Source organism: Streptomyces sp. NPDC008313, from assembly GCF_042956125.1.
In the GTDB taxonomy this organism is placed as follows: domain Bacteria; phylum Actinomycetota; class Actinomycetes; order Streptomycetales; family Streptomycetaceae; genus Streptomyces.
The window spans coordinates 283483-302083 of sequence record NZ_JBIBFR010000003.1; the positions used below are offsets into that span (position 1 = coordinate 283483).

The 18601-nt window shown below is 73.5% G+C and carries 17 protein-coding genes and 1 pseudogene; 11 read left to right on the forward strand and 7 right to left on the reverse strand.

Annotated elements, in window-relative coordinates; genetic code table 11:
* Both ACFY93_RS06010 and ACFY93_RS06015 read right to left on the reverse strand, forming a co-directional pair.
* On the reverse strand, positions 1 to 474 hold the full coding sequence (locus ACFY93_RS06010; protein WP_391353950.1) for an indole-3-glycerol phosphate synthase: 474 nt from the start codon (positions 472 to 474) through the stop codon (positions 1 to 3).
* Positions 475 to 688: 214 nt separating this feature from the next.
* Complete coding sequence (locus ACFY93_RS06015; protein ID WP_391353952.1) at positions 689 to 1549, reverse strand: dihydrofolate reductase family protein; 861 nt, start codon at positions 1547 to 1549, stop codon at positions 689 to 691.
* Positions 1550 to 1586: 37 nt separating this feature from the next.
* Between ACFY93_RS06015 and zapE the strand changes: the two genes are divergently transcribed.
* The 6 genes from zapE (at position 1587) to ACFY93_RS06045 (ending at position 7483) form a co-directional block, all read left to right on the forward strand.
* Positions 1587 to 2681: a cell division protein ZapE gene (gene zapE / locus ACFY93_RS06020; protein ID WP_391353954.1), complete on the forward strand. Its 1095-nt coding sequence runs from the start codon at positions 1587 to 1589 to the stop codon at positions 2679 to 2681.
* Positions 2682 to 2818: 137 nt separating this feature from the next.
* A complete protein-coding gene (locus ACFY93_RS06025) occupies positions 2819 to 4012 on the forward strand; it encodes an SPFH domain-containing protein (RefSeq protein WP_391354152.1) in 1194 nt (397 codons plus the stop codon).
* A 97-nt stretch (positions 4013 to 4109) separates the two neighbouring features.
* Complete coding sequence (locus ACFY93_RS06030; protein WP_391353955.1) at positions 4110 to 5477, forward strand: alkaline phosphatase PhoX; 1368 nt, start codon at positions 4110 to 4112, stop codon at positions 5475 to 5477.
* Between the two features lie 165 nt (positions 5478 to 5642).
* Entirely contained in the window at positions 5643 to 6506 is an 864-nt protein-coding gene (locus ACFY93_RS06035; protein ID WP_391353957.1) for a polysaccharide deacetylase family protein, read from the forward strand.
* Positions 6507 to 6522: 16 nt separating this feature from the next.
* Positions 6523 to 6711 carry a hypothetical protein gene (locus ACFY93_RS06040; protein WP_391353959.1) on the forward strand — a complete coding sequence of 63 codons (189 nt, stop codon included), beginning with the start codon at positions 6523 to 6525 and terminating at the stop codon, positions 6709 to 6711.
* Between the two features lie 43 nt (positions 6712 to 6754).
* Positions 6755 to 7483 (forward strand): peptidyl-tRNA hydrolase, encoded by a 729-nt coding sequence (locus ACFY93_RS06045; RefSeq protein WP_391353960.1) that lies wholly within the window; start codon positions 6755 to 6757, stop codon positions 7481 to 7483.
* A 131-nt stretch (positions 7484 to 7614) separates the two neighbouring features.
* Here the strand turns inward: ACFY93_RS06045 and ACFY93_RS06050 are convergent, their stop codons facing one another.
* From ACFY93_RS06050 to ACFY93_RS06060, 3 genes are all read right to left on the reverse strand, one after another.
* Positions 7615 to 8727, reverse strand: a complete 1113-nt coding sequence (locus ACFY93_RS06050) for a hypothetical protein (protein ID WP_391353961.1) — start codon at positions 8725 to 8727, stop codon at positions 7615 to 7617.
* 362 nt (positions 8728 to 9089) lie between these two features.
* Positions 9090 to 10067, reverse strand: a complete 978-nt coding sequence (locus tag ACFY93_RS06055; protein ID WP_391353962.1) for a CU044_5270 family protein — start codon at positions 10065 to 10067, stop codon at positions 9090 to 9092.
* Positions 10060 to 10692 carry a sigma-70 family RNA polymerase sigma factor gene (locus tag ACFY93_RS06060; RefSeq protein ID WP_391353964.1) on the reverse strand — a complete coding sequence of 211 codons (633 nt, stop codon included), beginning with the start codon at positions 10690 to 10692 and terminating at the stop codon, positions 10060 to 10062. Before ACFY93_RS06060 ends, ACFY93_RS06055 begins: the two co-directional genes overlap by 8 nt.
* 102 nt (positions 10693 to 10794) lie before the next feature.
* Here ACFY93_RS06060 and ACFY93_RS06065 point away from each other — a divergent pair.
* The 4 genes and pseudogenes from ACFY93_RS06065 to ACFY93_RS06080 form a co-directional block, all read left to right on the forward strand.
* A pseudogene (locus ACFY93_RS06065) lies at positions 10795 to 10904 on the forward strand (metallophosphoesterase); the annotation flags it as partial.
* Between the two features lie 161 nt (positions 10905 to 11065).
* On the forward strand, positions 11066 to 12421 hold the full coding sequence (locus tag ACFY93_RS06070) for a DUF692 family multinuclear iron-containing protein (RefSeq protein ID WP_391353965.1): 1356 nt from the start codon (positions 11066 to 11068) through the stop codon (positions 12419 to 12421).
* A gap of 138 nt (positions 12422 to 12559) precedes the next feature.
* Positions 12560 to 13405 (forward strand): TIGR04222 domain-containing membrane protein, encoded by an 846-nt coding sequence (locus ACFY93_RS06075; RefSeq protein WP_391353966.1) that lies wholly within the window; start codon positions 12560 to 12562, stop codon positions 13403 to 13405.
* 107 nt (positions 13406 to 13512) lie between these two features.
* Positions 13513 to 15117 (forward strand): alpha/beta fold hydrolase, encoded by a 1605-nt coding sequence (locus tag ACFY93_RS06080; protein WP_391353968.1) that lies wholly within the window; start codon positions 13513 to 13515, stop codon positions 15115 to 15117.
* Between the two features lie 33 nt (positions 15118 to 15150).
* Here the strand turns inward: ACFY93_RS06080 and hemQ are convergent, their stop codons facing one another.
* Together hemQ and hemG are read right to left on the reverse strand one after the other, a co-directional pair.
* Positions 15151 to 15882 carry a hydrogen peroxide-dependent heme synthase gene (gene hemQ, locus ACFY93_RS06085; RefSeq protein ID WP_391353970.1) on the reverse strand — a complete coding sequence of 244 codons (732 nt, stop codon included), beginning with the start codon at positions 15880 to 15882 and terminating at the stop codon, positions 15151 to 15153.
* A gap of 4 nt (positions 15883 to 15886) precedes the next feature.
* Positions 15887 to 17344 carry a protoporphyrinogen oxidase gene (hemG, locus tag ACFY93_RS06090; protein WP_391353971.1) on the reverse strand — a complete coding sequence of 486 codons (1458 nt, stop codon included), beginning with the start codon at positions 17342 to 17344 and terminating at the stop codon, positions 15887 to 15889.
* A 161-nt stretch (positions 17345 to 17505) separates the two neighbouring features.
* Between hemG and ACFY93_RS06095 the strand changes: the two genes are divergently transcribed.
* Positions 17506 to 18591, forward strand: a complete 1086-nt coding sequence (locus ACFY93_RS06095; RefSeq protein ID WP_391353972.1) for a DUF4349 domain-containing protein — start codon at positions 17506 to 17508, stop codon at positions 18589 to 18591.
* Positions 18592 to 18601: the final 10 nt, after the last annotated feature.

Below are 18601 nucleotides of genomic sequence, written 5' to 3' on the forward strand. Positions count from 1 at the left end.
CTATGCCTTGCTGTGGGAGAAGAGTTTCAGCACCGGCACCCCCACCTTGTGGCGGGCCCGGGAGGCCCAGTCGCGGTGGAAGAACTCCTCCACGTAGTGGGGGTCGGTCAGCACGATGACCTCGTCGGCCCGGACATCGTCGACCAGCGTCCGCAGGGCGTCCAGCGGGTGGTTCTCGATCAGGCGTCCCTCGGCCGTGCTGCCCGTCGAGCGGAGCGCGGTGAGCGAGACCTCCAGGGCCTGCCTGCCGAGGGCCGCCGCGTCCCTGCCCTCGGGGGTGTCGTGCTCGTGGGCCGCGTCGTCCAGTTCACCGAGGGCCACGTCGTCGATGGCCCGCAGCAGCCGGTCCGCCTGGTCGCCGCGCGGCTGGAGCAGCACGTGGAAGGCGACCGCCTCGTCCCCGTGCAAGGTGGTGACGAACTCCACGTCGGCGGACGTCAGGGCCTTCTCGATCATCAATACGCTTGTGAACACGCCAGGCGCCCTTCTCGTCCGGGGCCGCCCTTTCGGCCCCTGCGGAAACATCCTGCCCCGTGACCCCACGAGGTCTGTCGGATTCAGTGTGCCCGGCGACGACGAACCGGAACGATCAACTTCGACGAGCCGCCGCGAGCCGGCGTCCGCGTCCGGCGGCCCGGACGGGCCGGCCCGTCCGGGCCGGTCGGGTCCGTCGGCGCCCGCGGCCCCCTCAGGCGCGCCGGTAGCGGCCGAAGAGGAATCCCGCCTCCTCCAGCAGCGACACCAGCGCGTAGTGGCTGGGAACCGCCAGGGAGGGCCCGCCCGTGATGCGCTGGGCGTCGCCCACGGTGAGCATCGGGGCGACGGTGACGCAGAGCTCGTCGAGCACCCCGGCCGTGACCAGCTGGCCCAGCAGCCGCGGACCGCCCTCGGTGAGCATCCGGGCCAGCCCGCGGTCCGCGAGGGCCCGTACGGCACGCGCCGGGTCCACCCCCATGCCGTCCCCGGCGACGATCACCGTCGCTCCCGCCCTCTCGGCGGCCGCCACCCGTTCGGGGGCGGCGGCGGCGCCGGTCAGCACCAGCGTGGGTGTCAGCGGTGAGGTGAACAGGGGCAGCGAGAAGTCCAGGTCGAGGCTCGCGGTCACCACCGCGATCGCCGGTGCGGGGGTCTGGCCGGCCTCCTCGCGCAGCGCCGCGAAGTCGGCACGCGCGCGTGCCGGGCGGTAGCCCTCCTGGCGTACGGTCTCGGCGCCGACCAGGACGACGTCCGCGAGCGCCCTCAGCACCCCGAAGACGCGCATGTCGGCGGCGCTGGAGATCGGCTTGGAGTGCCCCTCGTGCTGGGCGGCGCCGTCGAGCGTGGAGACCATGTTGGCGCGCAGCCACGCGTCGTGGCCCGCGGGATAGGCGTACGCCTCCGCCAGTTCCAGGAGCCCCCACTCCCGGTCCTCCGTGTCCGGGGCCGGGCCCGCCGCACGTGTCGGCGCGCCTTCCGGCGCGGGGGCCGCGCCGCGCGCCGCCTCCGTTTCGAAGGCCTCACCCGAGGTCCGGGCCGGTGTTTCGTCGGTCACAGGGAACAGGCGTCGCATGACGTGCAGTGTGGCACGGCCCTTAGAGTGGGGAACCGTGTCGTCCTCCCTCGCCGCCTCTGGGCTCAGTCCGATAGCCGAAGCGGTTCCGCTGTCCCTGTGCGCCCGCGAGCCGCACGTCCCCGCCGACCGGCTCGTCGCCGAGATGGTGCCGCCGCCGCGGTTCGACTCGGTCCGCTTCGATACGTACATCCCGGACCCGAACCAGCCCAGCCAGACCGAGGCCGTCCAGGTCCTCGCCTCCTTCGCCGCCGGTCTCGGCGGCGCCCACGCGAGCGGGGGCGCCAAGCGCCGCTGGTTCGGCCGCGGCAAACCGGCCGCTCCCGCCGGCCCGCGCGGCGTCTACCTCGACGGCGGTTACGGCGTCGGCAAGACCCACCTCCTGGCGTCCCTGTGGCACGCGACTCCGGCGGAGCCCTCGCTCAAGGCCTTCGGCACCTTCGTGGAGCTGACGAACCTGGTCGGCGCGCTCGGCTTCCAGCAGACCGTGCGGACGCTCTCCGGACACCGGCTGCTGTGCATCGACGAATTCGAGCTGGACGACCCGGGTGACACCGTCCTGGTGTCCTCGCTGCTCGGCCGGCTGGTCGACGAGGGCGTGGCACTCGCCGCCACGTCGAACACGCTGCCGGGCAAGCTCGGCGAGGGCCGTTTCGCGGCCGCCGACTTCCTGCGCGAGATCCAGGGGCTGTCCGCGCACTTCCGCCCCCTGCGCATCGACGGCGAGGACTACCGCCACCGCGGGCTGCCCGAGGCCCCGGCGCCGTTCTCCGAGGAACAGGTCACCCAGGCCGCGTACGCGGCGCAGGGGGCGTCGCTCGACGACTTCCCGCAGCTCCTCGACCACCTCGCGCGCGTGCACCCCAGCCGCTACGGAGCGCTCACCGACGGGATCGGCGCGGTGTGCCTGACCGACGTGCGGCCCGTGCCCGACCAGTCGACGGCGCTGCGCCTCGTCGTGCTCGCCGACCGGCTGTACGACCGTGAGGTGCCGGTACTGGCCTCCGGGATGCCGTTCGACCGGCTCTTCAGCGAGGAAATGCTGAACGGCGGCTACCGGAAGAAGTACTTCCGCGCGATCTCCCGCCTGACCGCGCTGGCCCGGGACGCCAAGGGGCTCGTGACGGCGTAGGCCCGGGGCCCGCCGGTCGTGCGCCCCGGCCGCGGCCGTCTCGACCACCGGCCCGGAACGGGCATATCGTGGCAGCAGTGACGTACGCGGCTGCGGCGGCGGTGTCGTATGCGCGCGGCGCCTCGGAAGGGGTCGTCATGCTCCAGGAACTCGTGGTCGCGGCGGTGGCGGTCGGTTCCGCCGGGCTCGTGTACGTCGCTTCGGCCGCCCGGGTCGTCAAGCAGTACGAGCGGGGTGTGGTCTTCCGGCTCGGACGGCTGGCCGGTGACGTCCGCGGACCCGGGTTCACCATGGTGATCCCCGGCGTGGAGAAGCTGCGCAAGGTCAACATGCAGATCGTCACGATGCCGGTGCCCGCGCAGGAGGGCATCACCCGGGACAACGTGACGGTGCGGGTTGACGCGGTCGTCTACTTCAAGGTGGTCGACGCCTCGAACGCGCTCGTCGAGGTCGAGGACTACCGCTTCGCGGTCTCGCAGATGGCGCAGACGTCGCTGCGTTCGATCATCGGCAAGAGCGACCTCGACGATCTGCTCTCGGACCGCGAGAAGCTCAACCAGGGGCTGGAGCTGATGATCGACAGCCCCGCCGTGGGCTGGGGCGTGCAGATCGACCGCGTCGAGATCAAGGACGTGTCGCTGCCCGAGACGATGAAGCGGTCCATGGCCCGCCAGGCCGAGGCCGACCGCGAGCGCCGGGCGCGCGTCATCAACGCGGACGGTGAGCTGCAGGCGTCCAAGAAGCTCGCCCAGGCCGCCGGGGTGATGGCGGAGCAGCCCGCGGCGCTGCAACTGCGCCTGCTGCAGACCGTGGTGGCGGTGGCCGCCGAGAAGAACTCGACGCTGGTCCTGCCGTTCCCGGTGGAACTGCTGCGGTTCCTGGAGCGGGCGCAGACGGGGGCGCCCCCGGCGGTGGGCACGGCACCGGCGGCACCGCAGGCGGCTCCGGCACCGCAGCAGGGGGCGCCGGCTCCGGAGTCGCGGCCGGTGGACCCGTCGGCGCCCTCGGCGCCGCAGGTCCTGGGTTTCGCCGACGAGGGCCGGGAAGCCGCACCGGCCACCCCGCCGGCCGCCGCCTCCGAGGAGACCACCGGCCTGCCCGTCTCCGACCTGACCGCCCTGCTGACGCACGCCGAGGCGGCGTTCCTCCCGGCCACGGAGGCGGACGCGGACACCGCACCCGCCACCGGCCCGGAAGCCGCCGCCCCGGGAGCCGCCCCGCAAGCCGGCCGGGGAACCGGGCCCGGGGAATCCGGCCCGGCGGCCCCCGGCGCCGCCCCCGCGCCTCCCCCGCACGGAGCCACGCGCCACACCCCCGGCCGCGACGCGTGACACGAGCGACGCACGCGACACGCGTGGTTCCCGCCACCCGCACCGCGTGATACACACAGCGGGGTCACATCCTGTCCGCCAGCAGGAAGGTTGCCCCATGTCAGCAACACGACGTCAGGTCCTCGCGCGTACGGGCGCCCTGGGCGCCTCGATCGCCTTCGCCGGAAACCTCTCCGAGCTCTTCGCCGGTACCGCCGCCGCACAGGGCCTGGGCCACAGCGGTTACGGCCCCCTGATCCCCGACCCGGACGGCCTGCTCGACCTGCCGAAAGGTTTCCGCTACCGGGTCCTGTCCCGCGAGGGGGACCAGCTGCGTTCCGGCGAGGGACCGGTTCCGAGCAACCACGACGGCATGTCGGCCTTCGCGGGCCACCACGGCCGCGTCCACCTGGTCCGCAACCACGAGAACCGCGCCGACGGCCGCGTCCCGGTCCCCACGGTCGAGGGCATCACCTACGACCCGATGGGCAAGGGCGGCTGTACGGCGCTGACGCTCGACCGCCACAACCGGGTGCTCTCCGAGCATGTCGCGATCGCCGGTACGGCGGTCAACTGCGCGGGCGGCCACACCCCTTGGGGAACCTGGCTGACCTGCGAGGAGACCGAGGACAGGGCCGGCACGAACGGCTACACCAAGGATCACGGCTTCATCTTCGAGGTCGATCCGGTCGACCCGCGCCGCACCAGCGCCGTACCGCTCACCGCGATGGGCCGCTTCCAGCACGAGGCGATCGCCGTCGACCCGAAGCGCGGCACCGTCTACGAGACGGAGGACGCCTTCGACAAGCCCTTCGGCCTGTTCTACCGCTTCCAGCCCGAGAAGCCGCTCGGAGGCGTCGGTTCGCTGCGCGCGGGAGGCAGACTCCAGGCGATGCGCGTTCCCGGCGTACCCGACCTCTCCACCATCCAGGAGACCGGCGCGACGTTCGACCGCATCGAGTGGGTGGACGTCCCCGACCCGCTCGCCGCCGAAACACCCATCCGCTTCCAGGACTTCGGCCCGAAGGGCATCACGCACGCCCAGAAGCTGGAGGGCTGCTACTGGGGCGGCGCCTGCGTGTACTTCGTCTCGTCGTTCGCGCACAGCTCGCAGGGCTCGGCCGCCGACCACTTCGGCCAGATCTGGCGGTACGACCCCTCGGAGCGCCGGCTGACCCTGGTCATCGTCTTCGGCCCCGACACCGACGTCCAGCTGCCCGGCGAGTCCCCGGACAACATCTGCATCGCCCCCAGCGGCGGCCTGATGGTCTGCGAGGACGGCAACGGCGCCCAGCACGTCTTCGGCGTCACCCGCCGCGGCGAGGTCTACGCGATGGCCCGCGGCGCCCAGAACATCGGCACCCCCGAGGCCCCGGAGTGGGGCGAGTTCGCGGGTGTCACCTTCTCCCCTGACGGCGACACGATGTTCGTGAACTGCTACACACCGGGCACGACGTTCGCCGTGACGGGGCCGTGGCGCAGGTGACGTGAGCGCGGGCGGCGGGAGGCGGCCGCCCGCTCCGGTCCGTACGGTCCGGAGCGGGCGTGGGTACGGCCACCTGGCCGCCGGGCGGGTGATGTGACCGCCGCATCGGCACGGCACGCGGCACCCATGGGCGAATAGTCACATTTACCCCTATACGTTCATCCGGTGATCACTCCTGTACGACGTGCCGTCGCCGTCTGCACCCTGGGCGTCCTGGGAGCCGCCGCGCTCACCGCGTGCGGCTCCCCCGACACCGCTCTGCGCGCTCCGCGCCCAGGTCACTCCGCGACCCCCGTCCCCACCCGGTCACGGCCGCCCACCGTCGCGCCGGGCCCCGCCGGCCTGACCCCCGTCTTCGCGAACGGCCCGCGTGCGGCGGGGAGGACGGTCGCACTCACCTTCGACGCGGACATGACCGCCGACGAAGGGCCGCGGGCGGCGTCCGGAGAACACTTCGACAACCCCGCGCTGATCGCCGCACTGCGCGCTCTCAAGGTGCCGGCCACCGTGTTCATGACGGGGAGGTGGGCGGACCAGTATCCGCGCCAGGCCCGTGCCATCGGGCGGGACCCCCTGTTCGAGGTCGGCAACCACTCGTACAGCCACTACGCCTTCACCGACGACTGCTACGGCCTGCCGACCATGTCCGAGGACCGGCTGGCGTCGGACGTGAACCGGGCCTGGGCCGCGTTCCGCAGGGCCGGGGTACCCGATCCGATGCCGTACTTCCGTTTCCCCGGAGGCTGTTACGACGACCGGGCGCTGCGCACGCTCGGCGCGGCGGGTGTCACGGCCGTGCAGTGGGACGTGGTCAGCGGCGACGCGTTCGCGACGGACGCTGACGCCGTGGCCCGGCAGGTGCTCGACGGGGTGAAGCCGGGGTCGGTGGTGGTCATGCACTGCACCCGCAGCGCGGCCCCGGTCACGGAGCGGGCGGTACGGACGGTCGTCCCGGAGCTACGGAAACGGGGCTTCCGCTTCGTGAAGGTATCCGAGCTGATCCGGTCGGCGGCGTCACGGCCCCGGTGAGGCCTACGCTGAAGGCGTGACCGACGACTACTGCGCCTCCGCCCCCGCCCCGGAGCCACCCCCGGCTCCCGCGACGGACGGCGAGCCCTTCGCCGAATGCGTCCTGTGCCGGGAGCCGACGGAGTACCCGGAGTCGTACAGGGGCATCACGCTCTGCCCCGTCTGCGCGTGGCAGGAAGCGGGGCGCGGCGCCTGCTCGGGCTGACGCGCCCGAGGCGGCGGCTGTCCCGCCTGGCAGACTGAAGGCCGTGAGCAGTGATCCCATCCCGGCCTACCAGGCCGCCGGCGACGGCCCCTTCCGTTCCGAGTCCTCCCCGCGCGACGAGGCCCCGCAGTTCGTGCTGCCGCTGGTCGTGCGCATAGAGAAGAGTGCTCCTCCGCCCCGTACCGACGCGCTGGAGACGGCGGCCCGCGCGGTGCTGACGCTCCTGAGCGACGAGCGCGCGCACAGCGAGGGCGAGTGGGCGCAGGCCGTCCGCGACTGGCAGGACGCCCGCATCCGCAAGGTGGTGCGGCGGGCGCGCGGCGCGGAGTGGCGGCGGGCGGAGACGCTGGACGGCATCACGGTCACGGGCAAGTCCGCCGAGGTGCGCGTCTTCCCGCCCGTCCCGCTGGACGGCTGGCCCAAGGACCTGGCCAAGCTCCAGGTCTCCGGAACCGAACTGGACGACCCCGAACCTCCGGCGGACGCCGACCCCGCGGCACCGGTCCTGTGGATGAGCCCGGACCTGGAGATGTCGGCGGGCAAGGCGATGGCCCAGGCGGGCCACGGCGCCCAGCTCGCCTGGTGGGAGCTCTCGGACGAGCAGCGCACAGCCTGGCGCGACGCCGGCTTCCCCCTCGCCGTCCGCACCCCCACCCCGTCCCACTGGACCCACCTCACCACCAGCGGCCTCCCCGTGGTCCGCGACGCCGGCTTCACGGAGATCGCCCCGGGCTCCTGCACGGTGATCGCGGACCACCCGGCACTGCGGTAGGGCTCCTCCGCCCTCCCCTGCCCACGGCACGCCACCCCGGCGACCCGTGGGCACCGCGTCACCCGCACGCGGCCCGGCAGCGCGGGCCGGCCGCCTCCCACCGGGATGATTCGATGGCGCGGGGGAGACGGTCAGCCGTCGAACTGGTCCCACTCGACCAGGTCGGCCAAGGGGGCGAGAGCACTGCGGTGGGTGGCGCCGGCCCAGGCGCTGAACCTGTTGCCGCTTCCTTCATCCGTGACATGCAGGACAAGTCCGGGAGCTACGTAGAAACGCGTGGGAGCCGCAGGCCAGAAGGGGCGCAAGGGCACGGGACGGAGTGCCCCGGCGAGCCGGTCGACCTGCTCTGCGGTGAGCCGACAGGACGACGCCACGTAGTCGGCGCCCATGGACGCCTCGAAGAGCGAGAACTGGATGAGGAAGCCACTGAGTGGTTCCTGCTCAGCGATCAGCGGTTCGTCGTCCTCACTGAACCAGACGGTCGGATCCGCTTCGGAGCCTTCGAGCGTCCACAGCAGCGACCACAAGAAGCACCCCTGATTCTCTTCGCCGAAGACAAGCATCTCCCCCATGGCATCGGTATGTAGCTTGGAGAGGGGAAGAACTCGGTTCTGCACTCCCAGGCAGCGTGGACGGTGCTGTCCCAGCCGGTAGAACTGCCTCAATCCGTCGGGCAGATCCACGGGAGGTACCGGCGCCGACGGTGGCGCGACGGTCTCGGACTCAGCGGGATACCAGCCGGTGACGAACTGTTCGAGCGCACTGCCTCGCCGGCCGTCCAGGTGCCGGAGCCACCCCAGGTCCGGGAGGCCCGATGGAGGGGCAGCAGGACGCACGCGGGCCAAGTCGGGCTTGCTCAAGGGCGAACGAAGCCGAAGGGCGCAGTCGGAGAGAACCTGTTCGTTGCGGCCCGGCTGAACGACCGTCCCGGCCCGGGTCACGGATCCGGTGCCGAGATACAGCAGACCCTCCGGGGTACGCACCGCCAGGTGTACAGGCAACTTCGCTTCGCTTGTACCGCGTTCCCAAGGCTCCTTCAGGAGCCGTTGCCGTACCGGCGTCGGAGCAGGACCGAGGAGTCGGACCTCATCAGCGTTCCACACACAGCTCCTGTCGAGGGCGTCTCCGGCTGCCACGATGATCAGTGTCCCGGCATCGCCGATGCCCACGGTGGCGTTCCCGAAGGTGAAGCTCTCGGTAGCTGCCGTGCCACCGCAGAGCGTGTATGCCCACTCCTCGTCCACGAGTGACATGAGGGATAGACCGTGAGAGTGATCGACCATGCGGACATCTTCCTCGACGGTCCGACGCCAGATTCGCTCATGCCAGAAGCCGCCTGCCAGCAGGCTCCCAGAGTTCGTGAAGGCGGCTCGACAGGAATCAAGTCGCCTCTGCGGCTGGGGCACCAAGGAGGGCCAGGAGCGCGTCCTGGCGTTGCGGCCTTCGGCGGGTGCGGGGTGAGGCTCAAACGTCCTCGGGGTCGGGTCGGGCCGGTGTGGGTGGGGCCATGGCATCGGCACGCCGGGCTCCCCGAGGCACACCTCAGGGCCGCCGGCGACCGTCTGCCGGCGCCGGCGGCCCCGCGGGCCCCCCGGGGGACTGCGGTCTACGGGCGCTGCCTCACCCGGTCGACGATCCCCCAGTCCACCACGTGCGACAGCTGGACGTACTTCTTCTTCCCGGAGGCCGAGACCCGCTCGTCGCGGAAGCCCAGGAATGCGTACGACTCCGGGTCGAAGATCAGGTACCTGGTTTTGTAGGACCCGCGCTCGGTGGAGGCGATCCCCACCCCGGTCCGCCCGGCGGAGTCCTTCACTCCCGGGATCGTCTTGACGCCGGGCACGAGGGCCAGCGCCTCGTACGCCGCGGGGCGCAGTCCCCCGGGCAGCGCCGGGTTCTTCAGGAGTTCACCGAGCAGCCAGTAGGCCTCGTACCGGTCGGGCTTGTCGAGATCGCTGATCGACCGGTCGTCGGAACCTCCTAGGGAGCCGAAGGAGATGATGGCGAAGATGAGCTTCTCCGGGTCTTGGGGCAGCTTCTTCAGCTCGCTCCACTTCCGGGGCGGCCACACCCCGCCGCCCTTGCCCGCGGGCTCCTCCCACATCTCGCGGCCCAGTTCCATGGACAAGGAGCGCTTCGAGACGTCCACCGAATCCCACATCTCGTCGGTGTAGGTCTTGACCTCGCCGGTCTTCTGCTCCGTCTCCTTGATGATCCGCTTCGAGTAGATGAACTGGTCGTCGCGCGGCGCCACCGGTTCCTTCTCCTGCTTGCGCTCCCACGCCGCCGCCCCGTTCAGCACCGTCGCGGCGGCGTTCTCCACCCGCGGGGTGCTCGTGCCCTGCGCGCCGCCCTCGCCGGAGCCGTCCGTGCCGATCAGCACGGCCGTCCCCGTGACCGCCGTGGCGACCGCCGCGGCCGCCGCGAGGCGCAGTGCATGGCGGCGGCTGGGGCCGGTGCCGGTGCGCTGGTCCGCGTGGGCCATCGCGTTGAGCAGCCGGTGCCGGGCCCGGTCCCGGGCCGGACCGGTGAGCGGGGCCGCGTCCGCGTCCCACTCCCTCAGAAGTTCGAGTTCGTCATTCATGGCCGGATACCTCTCGCAGTGCCGTCGGATTGGATCCGCCCAATGTTTCGCGCAGTTTGCCGCGAGCCCGGTGCAGCCGTGATCTGACCGTGCCCACGGGGATACCGAGGGCCTCGGCCGCCTCCTCGTAGCTGTGATCCGCCCAGGCCACCAGCAGGAGCACGTCCCGATGCCGAGCCGGCAGCGCGGCCAGCGCCGCCGCCAGCTCGCGGCGTACGGCCCGCGCCACCACCCGGTCCGCGGCCCGGTCGGCCAGCGGCTCGTCGTGGTCGGCGGGGGCCGGGACCCGGGCCATGGCCTTGAACCGGCGGGCCTCGGCCCGCCGATGCCGACCGACCAGGTTGGTCGCTATGCCGAACAGCCAGGGCCGGGCGTCGACGCCCGCGCCCCGGGCCGGATCGTAGCGATGCCGCTGCTGGAATGCGGTGGTGAAGGTCTCCGCCACGAGGTCATCGGCGACCTCGCCGCCGAGGCGGCGGGCCGCATAGCGGTGCACGGCGTCGGCGTGCCGGTCGAAGAGCGCGGCGAACGCCTCGGGCTCATCCCGGGACCGCGCGATCACTGAGGCGTCGCTCTCGGCATCGGCACGCGCGGTGCCGTTGCCGACGCCTGGTCCGACGGTCATCGGGGCTCCTCTCGTCCAGGGGACGATGCTCGAACACTTGGGCCTTCACCTGCCTTTCGCCCCTCGCGCCGAAGCGGTTCCCTCGGCCTCCTCCGCGACGCCGTGGTCCGCGGCCACACCCCCATGCCGTTCGTCCGTCTCGCCCACGGCCGGCTCGTGATCAGCCCCGCGGCATCGGCACACCCTACGGACGGACCGGAGCGCAAGAGGCGGGCGCGCGAGTTCCGCCGAAGCTCAAATGTTGCTCTGAACGTCCTCGGGGTGGGGTTGGGCCGGTGTGGGTGGGGCCATGACACCGGCACGCCGGGTCGTCGGGGTGTCGTCGTGGGTGGGCGGCGGGAGCGGCCGGGGGACGAGTGAGGGGGCGGGGACGATGACGCGAGCAGGGGTGCGGGGGGCGGCCGTGGCGGTCGGGGCGCCGGTGGTGCTGGGGACCGGGATCGGGTGGCGGCCGGAGATCGCCGAGGCCGTGGAGCGGATGCCCGGGATCGACTGGGTCGAGGCCGTCGCGGAGAACGTGTGTCCCGGGCATCTGCCCGAGTCGCTGGTGCGGCTGCGCGAGCGCGGCGTCACCGTCGTGCCGCACGGGGTCTCCCTGGGCCTCGGCGGCGCCGACCGTCCCGACGAGGGGCGGCTGGCCGCACTCGCCGAGCGGGCCGGGGCGCTGGGCTCGCCCCTCGTCAGCGAGCACATCGCGTTCGTACGCGCCGGTGGCCCGCTGACCGCGTCCCCGGTGCTGGAGGCCGGGCACCTGCTGCCCGTTCCGCGGACCCGGGACGCGCTGGACGTGCTCTGCGAGAACGTCCGCATCGCGCAGGACGCGCTTCCCGTGCCGCTCGCGCTGGAGAACATCGCCGCGCTCATCTCCTGGCCCGGCGAGGAGATGACGGAGGGACAGTTCCTGTACGACCTGGTGGACCGCACCGGCGTACGGCTGCTGATCGACGTGGCCAACCTGCACACCAACCACGTCAACCGGGGCGAGGACCCGGCCGAAGCCCTCCGTGAACTCCCCGTCGAGGCCATCGCGTACGTCCATGTCGCGGGCGGCTTCGAACGGGACGGCGTCTGGCACGACAGCCACGCCCACCCCGTGCCCCGGCCCGTCCTCGACATCCTCGCCCACCTCGCCTCCCGGACGGCCCCGCCCGGTGTCCTCCTCGAACGCGACGAGAACTTCCCCGAGCCCGCGGAACTGGAACGGGAGCTGGACGCGATACGGGAGACGGTCGCGGGGGCCGTGAGGGGTCCGGAGCGGGCTTCGGCGCCGGCCGGGGCTCCGGAATGGCGTGACACCACGTGCGCGGCGCCCGAGCCCGCGCGGCAGCGGCTCGCGCTCGCTCAGGCCGCGCTGCTGTCCGCGCTGGTCGCCGGCACCCCCGCACCGGAGGGGTTCGACCGGGCGCGGCTCGGGGTGCAGGCGCGCGCCCTCGCCGCCAAGCGGGCGGACGTCGTGGCGAAGGTGGCCCCGGAGCTGCCGGACATCCTCGGGTCCGGGTACCGGCCCGCGTTCCTCGCGTACGCGCAGGGCCGTCCGATGACCGGCGGCTACCGGCGCGACGCGCTGGACTTCGCCGAACAGCTGCTGCCCGCCGGACGACTGGGCGACGCGGACGCCCGCCGGCGGCTGCGGGAGTGGTGGCTGGACCGGTCCGGGCCCGCGCCCCGTCACCGGCGTCCCGGTGCCCGGCTGGCCCGTGCCGCCCGCAGGGTTCTGCCGCACCGCTGACCGGTCCCCGTCCTCAACGGCCGCCCGCCACCGGCACACTCGGCCGAAACGGCGTGGAACGTCACGTACCGCCCACGCTCTGTCCACATAGTGAACAAGCTGTGGCGCCTTTCGAACGTCTTCGCATAGAAAAACGTCATGCTCTGGGTGCTGCTCCTCATCCTGGCCTGGGCCGTGGCCGGTACCGCCTGTATTCGCCTGTGCCTGGCGGCGGTTCGCGCGGCGGACGTCGACGCGGGTGCCTCGGAGGCGGGCCGCGGTCACGATCTGACGCTGTACGAGGCGGCGTTCCTGTCCGGAGGACCCACCCGGGTCGCCGAGCTGACCCTGGTGTCGATGGCGCGTCAGCGCCGTCTGCTGCTCGCGCACACGGGCTGGGCCACGGTCGTGGACCCGCTCGGGCGCGACGACATGGAGCGTTGCGTCATAGGGGCCATCGGCCCGGAGGGGCAGTCCCGGATCGCGCCCGTACGGGCGGCCGCCGCTGCCGCCGACGCCGTGCGCTCCCTCGCCGACCGTCTCGTCGCCGCGGGACTCGCCGTACCGGACGGCGCCCGCGGCGGTGTCGAGGGGTGCGTCCGTCAGGTGCGCGCCGCCGCCGTGGCCGTCCTCGGCCTGGGCACCGTCGCGGTGCTGAAGCCGGATCAGGCGAGCGAGCCGCGCGTCATGATCGCCGTCTGGTTCGCGCTGCCGCTCCTCCTCGCGCTGAGCTGCCTCACCATCGCGCGCGTGGAGGTGCACCCGTACACCAGCTGGGCGTCCCCGGCCGGACAGCGGCTGCTCGGCGCACTCCCCCACCGGCCCCACGGCACCGACGACGCGAACGGTGACGCGAACGGCGGCACGGGCGACGACCGTACGTACCTCACGACCGTCGCCGTACGGGGTATCCGCGCGGTCGGCGAGCCCGGACTGCGCGCGGCCTTCGCGCACCGCGACCAGCCCGGACGGGGCCCCGCACGGGGCGGCCGGGGCGGGTTCTAGGGGCGCACGGAAGCGCGGGGCGCGACATCCGCGGAGCGGTGCTTTACTTCGGCGGGCGGTGATCCAAGCATCCCCTCTGTCGTGCACGTGCGCCGAAGGGACCCCCGATGAGAGCCGCCGTCCTCCACGGAACCGCCGGGGCGCTGCTGCTCCTGACCGGCCTCGTCGCCGGTCCCGCGCACGGCGCGCCCCTCCCGGCGGACGGCGCCGCCGAGGCGCGCGGTGTGGCCGTCGCCGCCGGGCGTGCCGCGGCCGCCGGCATCCGCTTCGGCAGCTGCGCCGACGAGCCGGACATGCCGGCCACCCTGACGTGCGGCACGGTCACCGTCCCCCTGGACTACGCCCACCCCGACGGCCGGCACATCGAGTTGACCGTCAGCCGTATCGAGGCCACCGGCAAGGGCGGGGCCGCGCGTCAGGGCGCGCTGGTCTACAACCCCGGCGGCCCCGGCACCTCCGGCATGCACTTCCCGCTCCTCGGCTACCTCTCCGAGTGGCGGCGCGTCGCGGCGGCCTACGACCTGGTCGGCTACGCCCCGCGCGGGGTCGGCCGCTCGGCGCCCCTGTCCTGCCGCGCCCCCGGGGACCGGCCCCAGGGGCCCGCACCGGCGCCGGTCCACCCCTCCGCGTCGTACAAGAAGAAGCGGATCGCCCGGGCGAAGGCGTACGCGCGTGGCTGCGCCCGGCGTTCGGGCGGCGCCCTGCGGCACTACTCGTCCCTGAACAACGCCCGCGACCTCGATGTGCTGCGGGCGGCGCTCGGCGAGCGGAAGCTGACGTTCATGGGTGTCTCGTACGGGACGTACTTCGGGGCGCTCTACGCGACCCTGTTCCCCTCGCACGTGCGCCGGATGGTCTTCGACTCGGTGGTGAACCCGGACCCGGAGGCCGTCTGGTACCGGGACAACCTCGCGCAGTCGGCGGCGTTCGAGGGCCGCTGGGCGGACTTCCGCGCGTGGACCGCCCGGCACGACCGCGTGTACGGGCTCGGCTCCACCCCGCAGGCCGTCGGGCGTGCCTACGACTGGGCGCGGGCGCGGCTCGCCGGGCGGCCGGCGGGCGGCACGGTAGGGCCCGGGCAGTTGCAGGCGGCGTTCCTCGACGCCGGGTACTCCGACGACCTCTGGCCGCACCGGGCCCTCGCCCTGTCCGCGTATCTGAGGGGTGACCCGAAGCCACTGGTCGAGCAGGCCGGTCCGCACCCGGAGGCGGCCGCCGGACAGGAGAACGGGAAGGCCGTCTACACGGCCGTCGAGTGCAACGACGCTCCCTGGCCGGCTCACTGGCGCACCTGGGACCGCGACGCCACCCGCCTCGCGCGCGTGGCGCCGTTCGAGACGTGGGACAACGTGTGGGCGAATCTTCCGTGCGCCTACTGGCCCGTGCCGCGGCAGCGGCCCCTCGACGTGCGCGCCCTGCCCGGCGCGCTGCCGCCCACGCTGATCCTCGCGGCCGAGCGGGACGCGGCGACACCGTACGAGGGGGCGCTGGAGCTGCGGCGGCGGCTGTCGGGCTCGGTCCTGGTGACGGAGCGGGCCGCCGGTTCCCACGGCATCGGCGGCGAGTCGAACCCGTGCGTCAACGGCTACCTGGAGGCGTATCTCCTGGAGGGCCGGCTTCCGGCGCGGCAGGCCCGGTGCGCGCCCCACGCCGAACCGGAGCCGGTGCGGGCATCGCCCGTACGGACGGCGGGGCGGGGCGGGCGCCGGTGAAGGCGCCCGCGCCGGCTTCGCGAGGCCCGCGTGCTACGCGAGGCCCGCGACGAGCTCGCTGACGTCCTTGCGGCGGCCCGTGTAGAACGGGACCTCCTCGCGGACGTGCATCCGGGCCTCGGAGGCGCGCAGATGGCGCATGAGGTCGACGATGCGGTGCAGGTCGTCGGCCTCGAAGGCGAGCATCCACTCGTAGTCCCCGAGCGCGAACGCCGCGACCGTGTTCGCCCGCACGTCCGGGTAGCCACGGGCCAGCTTGCCGTGGTCGGCGAGCATGCGGCGGCGGTCCTCGTCCGGCAGCAGGTACCAGTCGTACGAGCGGACGAAGGGGTACACGCTGATGTAGTCGCGCGGCGTCTCGTCGGCGAGGAACGCCGGGATGTGCGCGCGGTTGAACTCGGCGGGCCGGTGCAGCGCCATGTTCGACCAGACCGGCTCCAGGGCGCGGCCCAGCCGGGTGCGGCGGAAGAGGTTGTACGCCTCCTGGAGCTGGTCGGCGCTCTCGGCGTGCCACCAGATCATGAGGTCGGCGTCGGCGCGCAGCCCGGAGACGTCGTACGTGCCGCGGATCTTCACGTCCTTGGCGGTCAGCTGGTCGAAGAGCTCCTGGACCTCGTCCGCGTAACCGGCGCGGTCCTCGGGCAGCGCGTCCTTCAGCTTGAAGACGGACCAGAGGGTGTAGCGGATGACCTCGTTGAGGTCCTTGGCCAGCTTGCCCTTGTTCGGGATCCGGTCGGGCGCGGGGGTGGTGGCGTGGTCACTCATGTCCCTATTCTCCTGCTCCTCCGTGGAGGCTTTGCACCGGGTCGGCGGTGAGCCGCGGCACGGCGCCGAGGTCACCGTGGATCTGTTCGGCGGCGGCGTACGCCCCGGCGATGCACGCGGGGATGCCGACGCCGTCGTAGGCCGCGCCGCACACGGCCAGCCCGGGGAGGGCGGCGAGGTGCTCGCGGACGCGGGCCACGCGCGCGTGGTGGCCGACGGGGTACTGGGGCAGGCCGTCCTGCCAGCGGGTGACGCGGGTCGCGACCGGGGTGGCGTCCAGGCCGGTGGCGGCCTTCAGGTCGTGCCGGGACACGTCCACGAGGCCGTCGTCGTCACGGCCGAGGATCTCCGTCTCCCCGTACCGGCCGACGGAGGTCCGCACGACGACCAGGTCCGGGTTCTCCTCGGCGATCCAGCCCCACTTGCGGGAGGCGAAGGTGGACGCCTTGATGGTGCGGCCGTCCACGGGCGGCACCAGGAATCCGCTGCCTTCGAGGAGGCCGGTCTCCGCGCGCCGGTAGGCGAGCGTGATCAGTGCCATGGAGGCGTACTCGACACCGGCGAGCTCGGCCGCGGCACCGGGAGCCTCGGCGCGCAGGAGGCGGACGGCGGCCGGTGCGGGCACGGCGACGACGACCGCCCCGGCGAGCAGGACCCGGTCCCCGGCGGTGATCCGCCAGCCGTCCGGTGCCGTCCGGCGCAGCTCGGTGACGGGTGCCCCGGTGAGGATGTCCCCGCCGCGCGCCCGCACCGACTCGGCGACCGCGAGCGGAAGGGTGCCCACCCCGCCCTCGATGCCCATGAACACCGGGCCCGTCTGCTGGGCCGTGGCGGCCGTGGCCTGGATCTCCCGGACGCCCTCGGTGAGGGAGGTGTGCGTCCGCGCGATCCGGAACAGCTGCGGGACCGCCGAGCGCATCGAGATGCGGTACGCGTCGCCCGCGTACACGCCGCCGAGCAGGGGCTCCACCAGGCGGTCGACGACCTCGCGGCCGAGGCGGGCCGCGACGTACTCGCCGACCGCCACGTCGTCGCCGACCTCCGTGCGGGGCAGCTCCGCGTCGCGCGCGATGCGGGCGAGGCCCTCCTCGGAGAGCACCCCGCCCAGTGCGGCGGCGGTGCCGGGTACGCCCATGACGTGGCCCTTGGGCATGGGGCGCAGGGCGCCGCGGGTCCACAGCGAGGCCGTCGCGGTGGCCGGGGGCCGGAGCCGGCCGCCGATGCCCACCTCACGGGCGAGGCCGACCGCCTCCGGGCGGCGGGCCAGCATCGACTCCGCGCCGAGGTCGACGCGGGCGCCCGCGATCTCGCCGGGCAGCAGCTTGCCGCCGACCCGGTCCGAGGCCTCCAGCACGGTCACCCGCGCTCCGAGGCCCAGCAGCCGGTGCGCGGCGGCCAGGCCGGCGATGCCGGCTCCGATGACGACGACGTGCTGCCCGGCGCCCGTGGGTGATCCGCTCATGACCCCACCTTCTCAGACGGCGCCGACGGTCCCGCCAGGGCCATGTGGCCCCACCGAGTCCCCAACGTGACCCGATCGGGACCGAACCCGTCAAACGCCGGGACCCGGCCGGGCGTCGAAGAAGCAACAGCCGTCACGACACACCCCCGGGGGACTCCCGCATGAGCACCTTGAGCACCATGGGCACACAGCACACCCGACGGCGACGGCGCGGGCACGCGCGCGCGGGGCGCCCGGCGCGTCCGGTCCAGGTCCTGGCCGCCGCTCTCCTCGCCGCGACGCTCGGGCTCGCGGGATGCGGCGCGGCCGGCGGGGACAGCGCCTCCGACAAGAGGGACACGTCGGCCGCCCGGCGGGATGCCGCCGGTGCCGCCGGCAGCGCCGCGGACAACGGCAAGTCGAGCGAGGGCGGCGCGTCCGCCGAGAGCCCGGTGCCGGCCGCGTCCCACATCGTCCGCACCGCGTCCCTGACGGTGCGGGTCAAGGACGTGCCGAAGGCCCTCGCCGAGGCCCGCACCACCGCGGAGACGGCGGGCGGCTTCGTCGGGAACGAGACCACCACCCGCGACGGGAAGGGCCGCGAACGCACCCGCGTCGTCCTGCGCGTGCCCACGGACGCGTACGACGACGTGCTGGGCGGCCTCCAGGGCACCGGGGAGGTCCTGGAACAGAGGGCCAAGGCGACGGACGTCACCGACCAGGTCGTCGACGTCGACAGCCGCGTCAGGTCGCAGCGCGCCAGCGTCGCCCGCATCCGCGAGCTGATGGACCGGGCGACCAAGCTCAGTGACGTCGTGACCCTGGAGGGGGAGTTGAGTTCCCGTCAGGCCGACCTGGAGGCCCTGCTCGCCCGGCAGGCCGCCCTGAAGGACCGCACCGGCCTCGCCACCATCACGCTGTCCCTGTCGGAGACGGCGGTGAAGAAGGCGGACACGGACGACGGCCCGGGCTTCGTGGACGCGCTCGCGGGCGGCTGGGACGCCTTCGTGACGATGCTGCGCTGGATCGCCCTGGTGCTCGGCGCGATGCTTCCCTTCGCCGCCCTCGCGGCACTGCTGGCGCTGCTGTGGGTGCGTCTCGTTCGCCCCCGGCTCCCCCGCCGTCCCGCCCCCGGTCCCGTCACGGCGCCCGTCCCGGCCCCGGCTGCGCCCGGGCGCTCCGGCACGCTCCCGGTCGCGCCGCCCGTACGGCGGGAGGACGGCGCCCGGGAGGAAGACGGCCGGAAGGAAAGCGGCCTGGGGGACTGAAATGCCGCGC

Excerpts from the sequence above, each read along its gene's own strand:
- ACFY93_RS06015 (WP_391353952.1), bottom strand. The coding sequence starts at position 1,549 with ATGCGACGCCTGTTCCCTGTGACCGACGAAACACCGGCCCGGACCTCG.
- ACFY93_RS06025 (WP_391354152.1), top strand. The coding sequence starts at position 2,819 with ATGCTCCAGGAACTCGTGGTCGCGGCGGTGGCGGTCGGTTCCGCCGGG.
- ACFY93_RS06030 (WP_391353955.1), top strand. The coding sequence starts at position 4,110 with ATGTCAGCAACACGACGTCAGGTCCTCGCGCGTACGGGCGCCCTGGGC.
- ACFY93_RS06055 (WP_391353962.1), bottom strand. The coding sequence starts at position 10,067 with ATGAATGACGAACTCGAACTTCTGAGGGAGTGGGACGCGGACGCGGCC.
- ACFY93_RS06060 (WP_391353964.1), bottom strand. The coding sequence starts at position 10,692 with ATGACCGTCGGACCAGGCGTCGGCAACGGCACCGCGCGTGCCGATGCC.
- ACFY93_RS06070 (WP_391353965.1), top strand. The coding sequence starts at position 11,066 with ATGACGCGAGCAGGGGTGCGGGGGGCGGCCGTGGCGGTCGGGGCGCCG.
- ACFY93_RS06075 (WP_391353966.1), top strand. The coding sequence starts at position 12,560 with ATGCTCTGGGTGCTGCTCCTCATCCTGGCCTGGGCCGTGGCCGGTACC.
- ACFY93_RS06080 (WP_391353968.1), top strand. The coding sequence starts at position 13,513 with ATGAGAGCCGCCGTCCTCCACGGAACCGCCGGGGCGCTGCTGCTCCTG.
- hemQ (WP_391353970.1), bottom strand. The coding sequence starts at position 15,882 with ATGAGTGACCACGCCACCACCCCCGCGCCCGACCGGATCCCGAACAAG.
- hemG (WP_391353971.1), bottom strand. The coding sequence starts at position 17,344 with ATGAGCGGATCACCCACGGGCGCCGGGCAGCACGTCGTCGTCATCGGA.
- ACFY93_RS06095 (WP_391353972.1), top strand. The coding sequence starts at position 17,506 with ATGAGCACCTTGAGCACCATGGGCACACAGCACACCCGACGGCGACGG.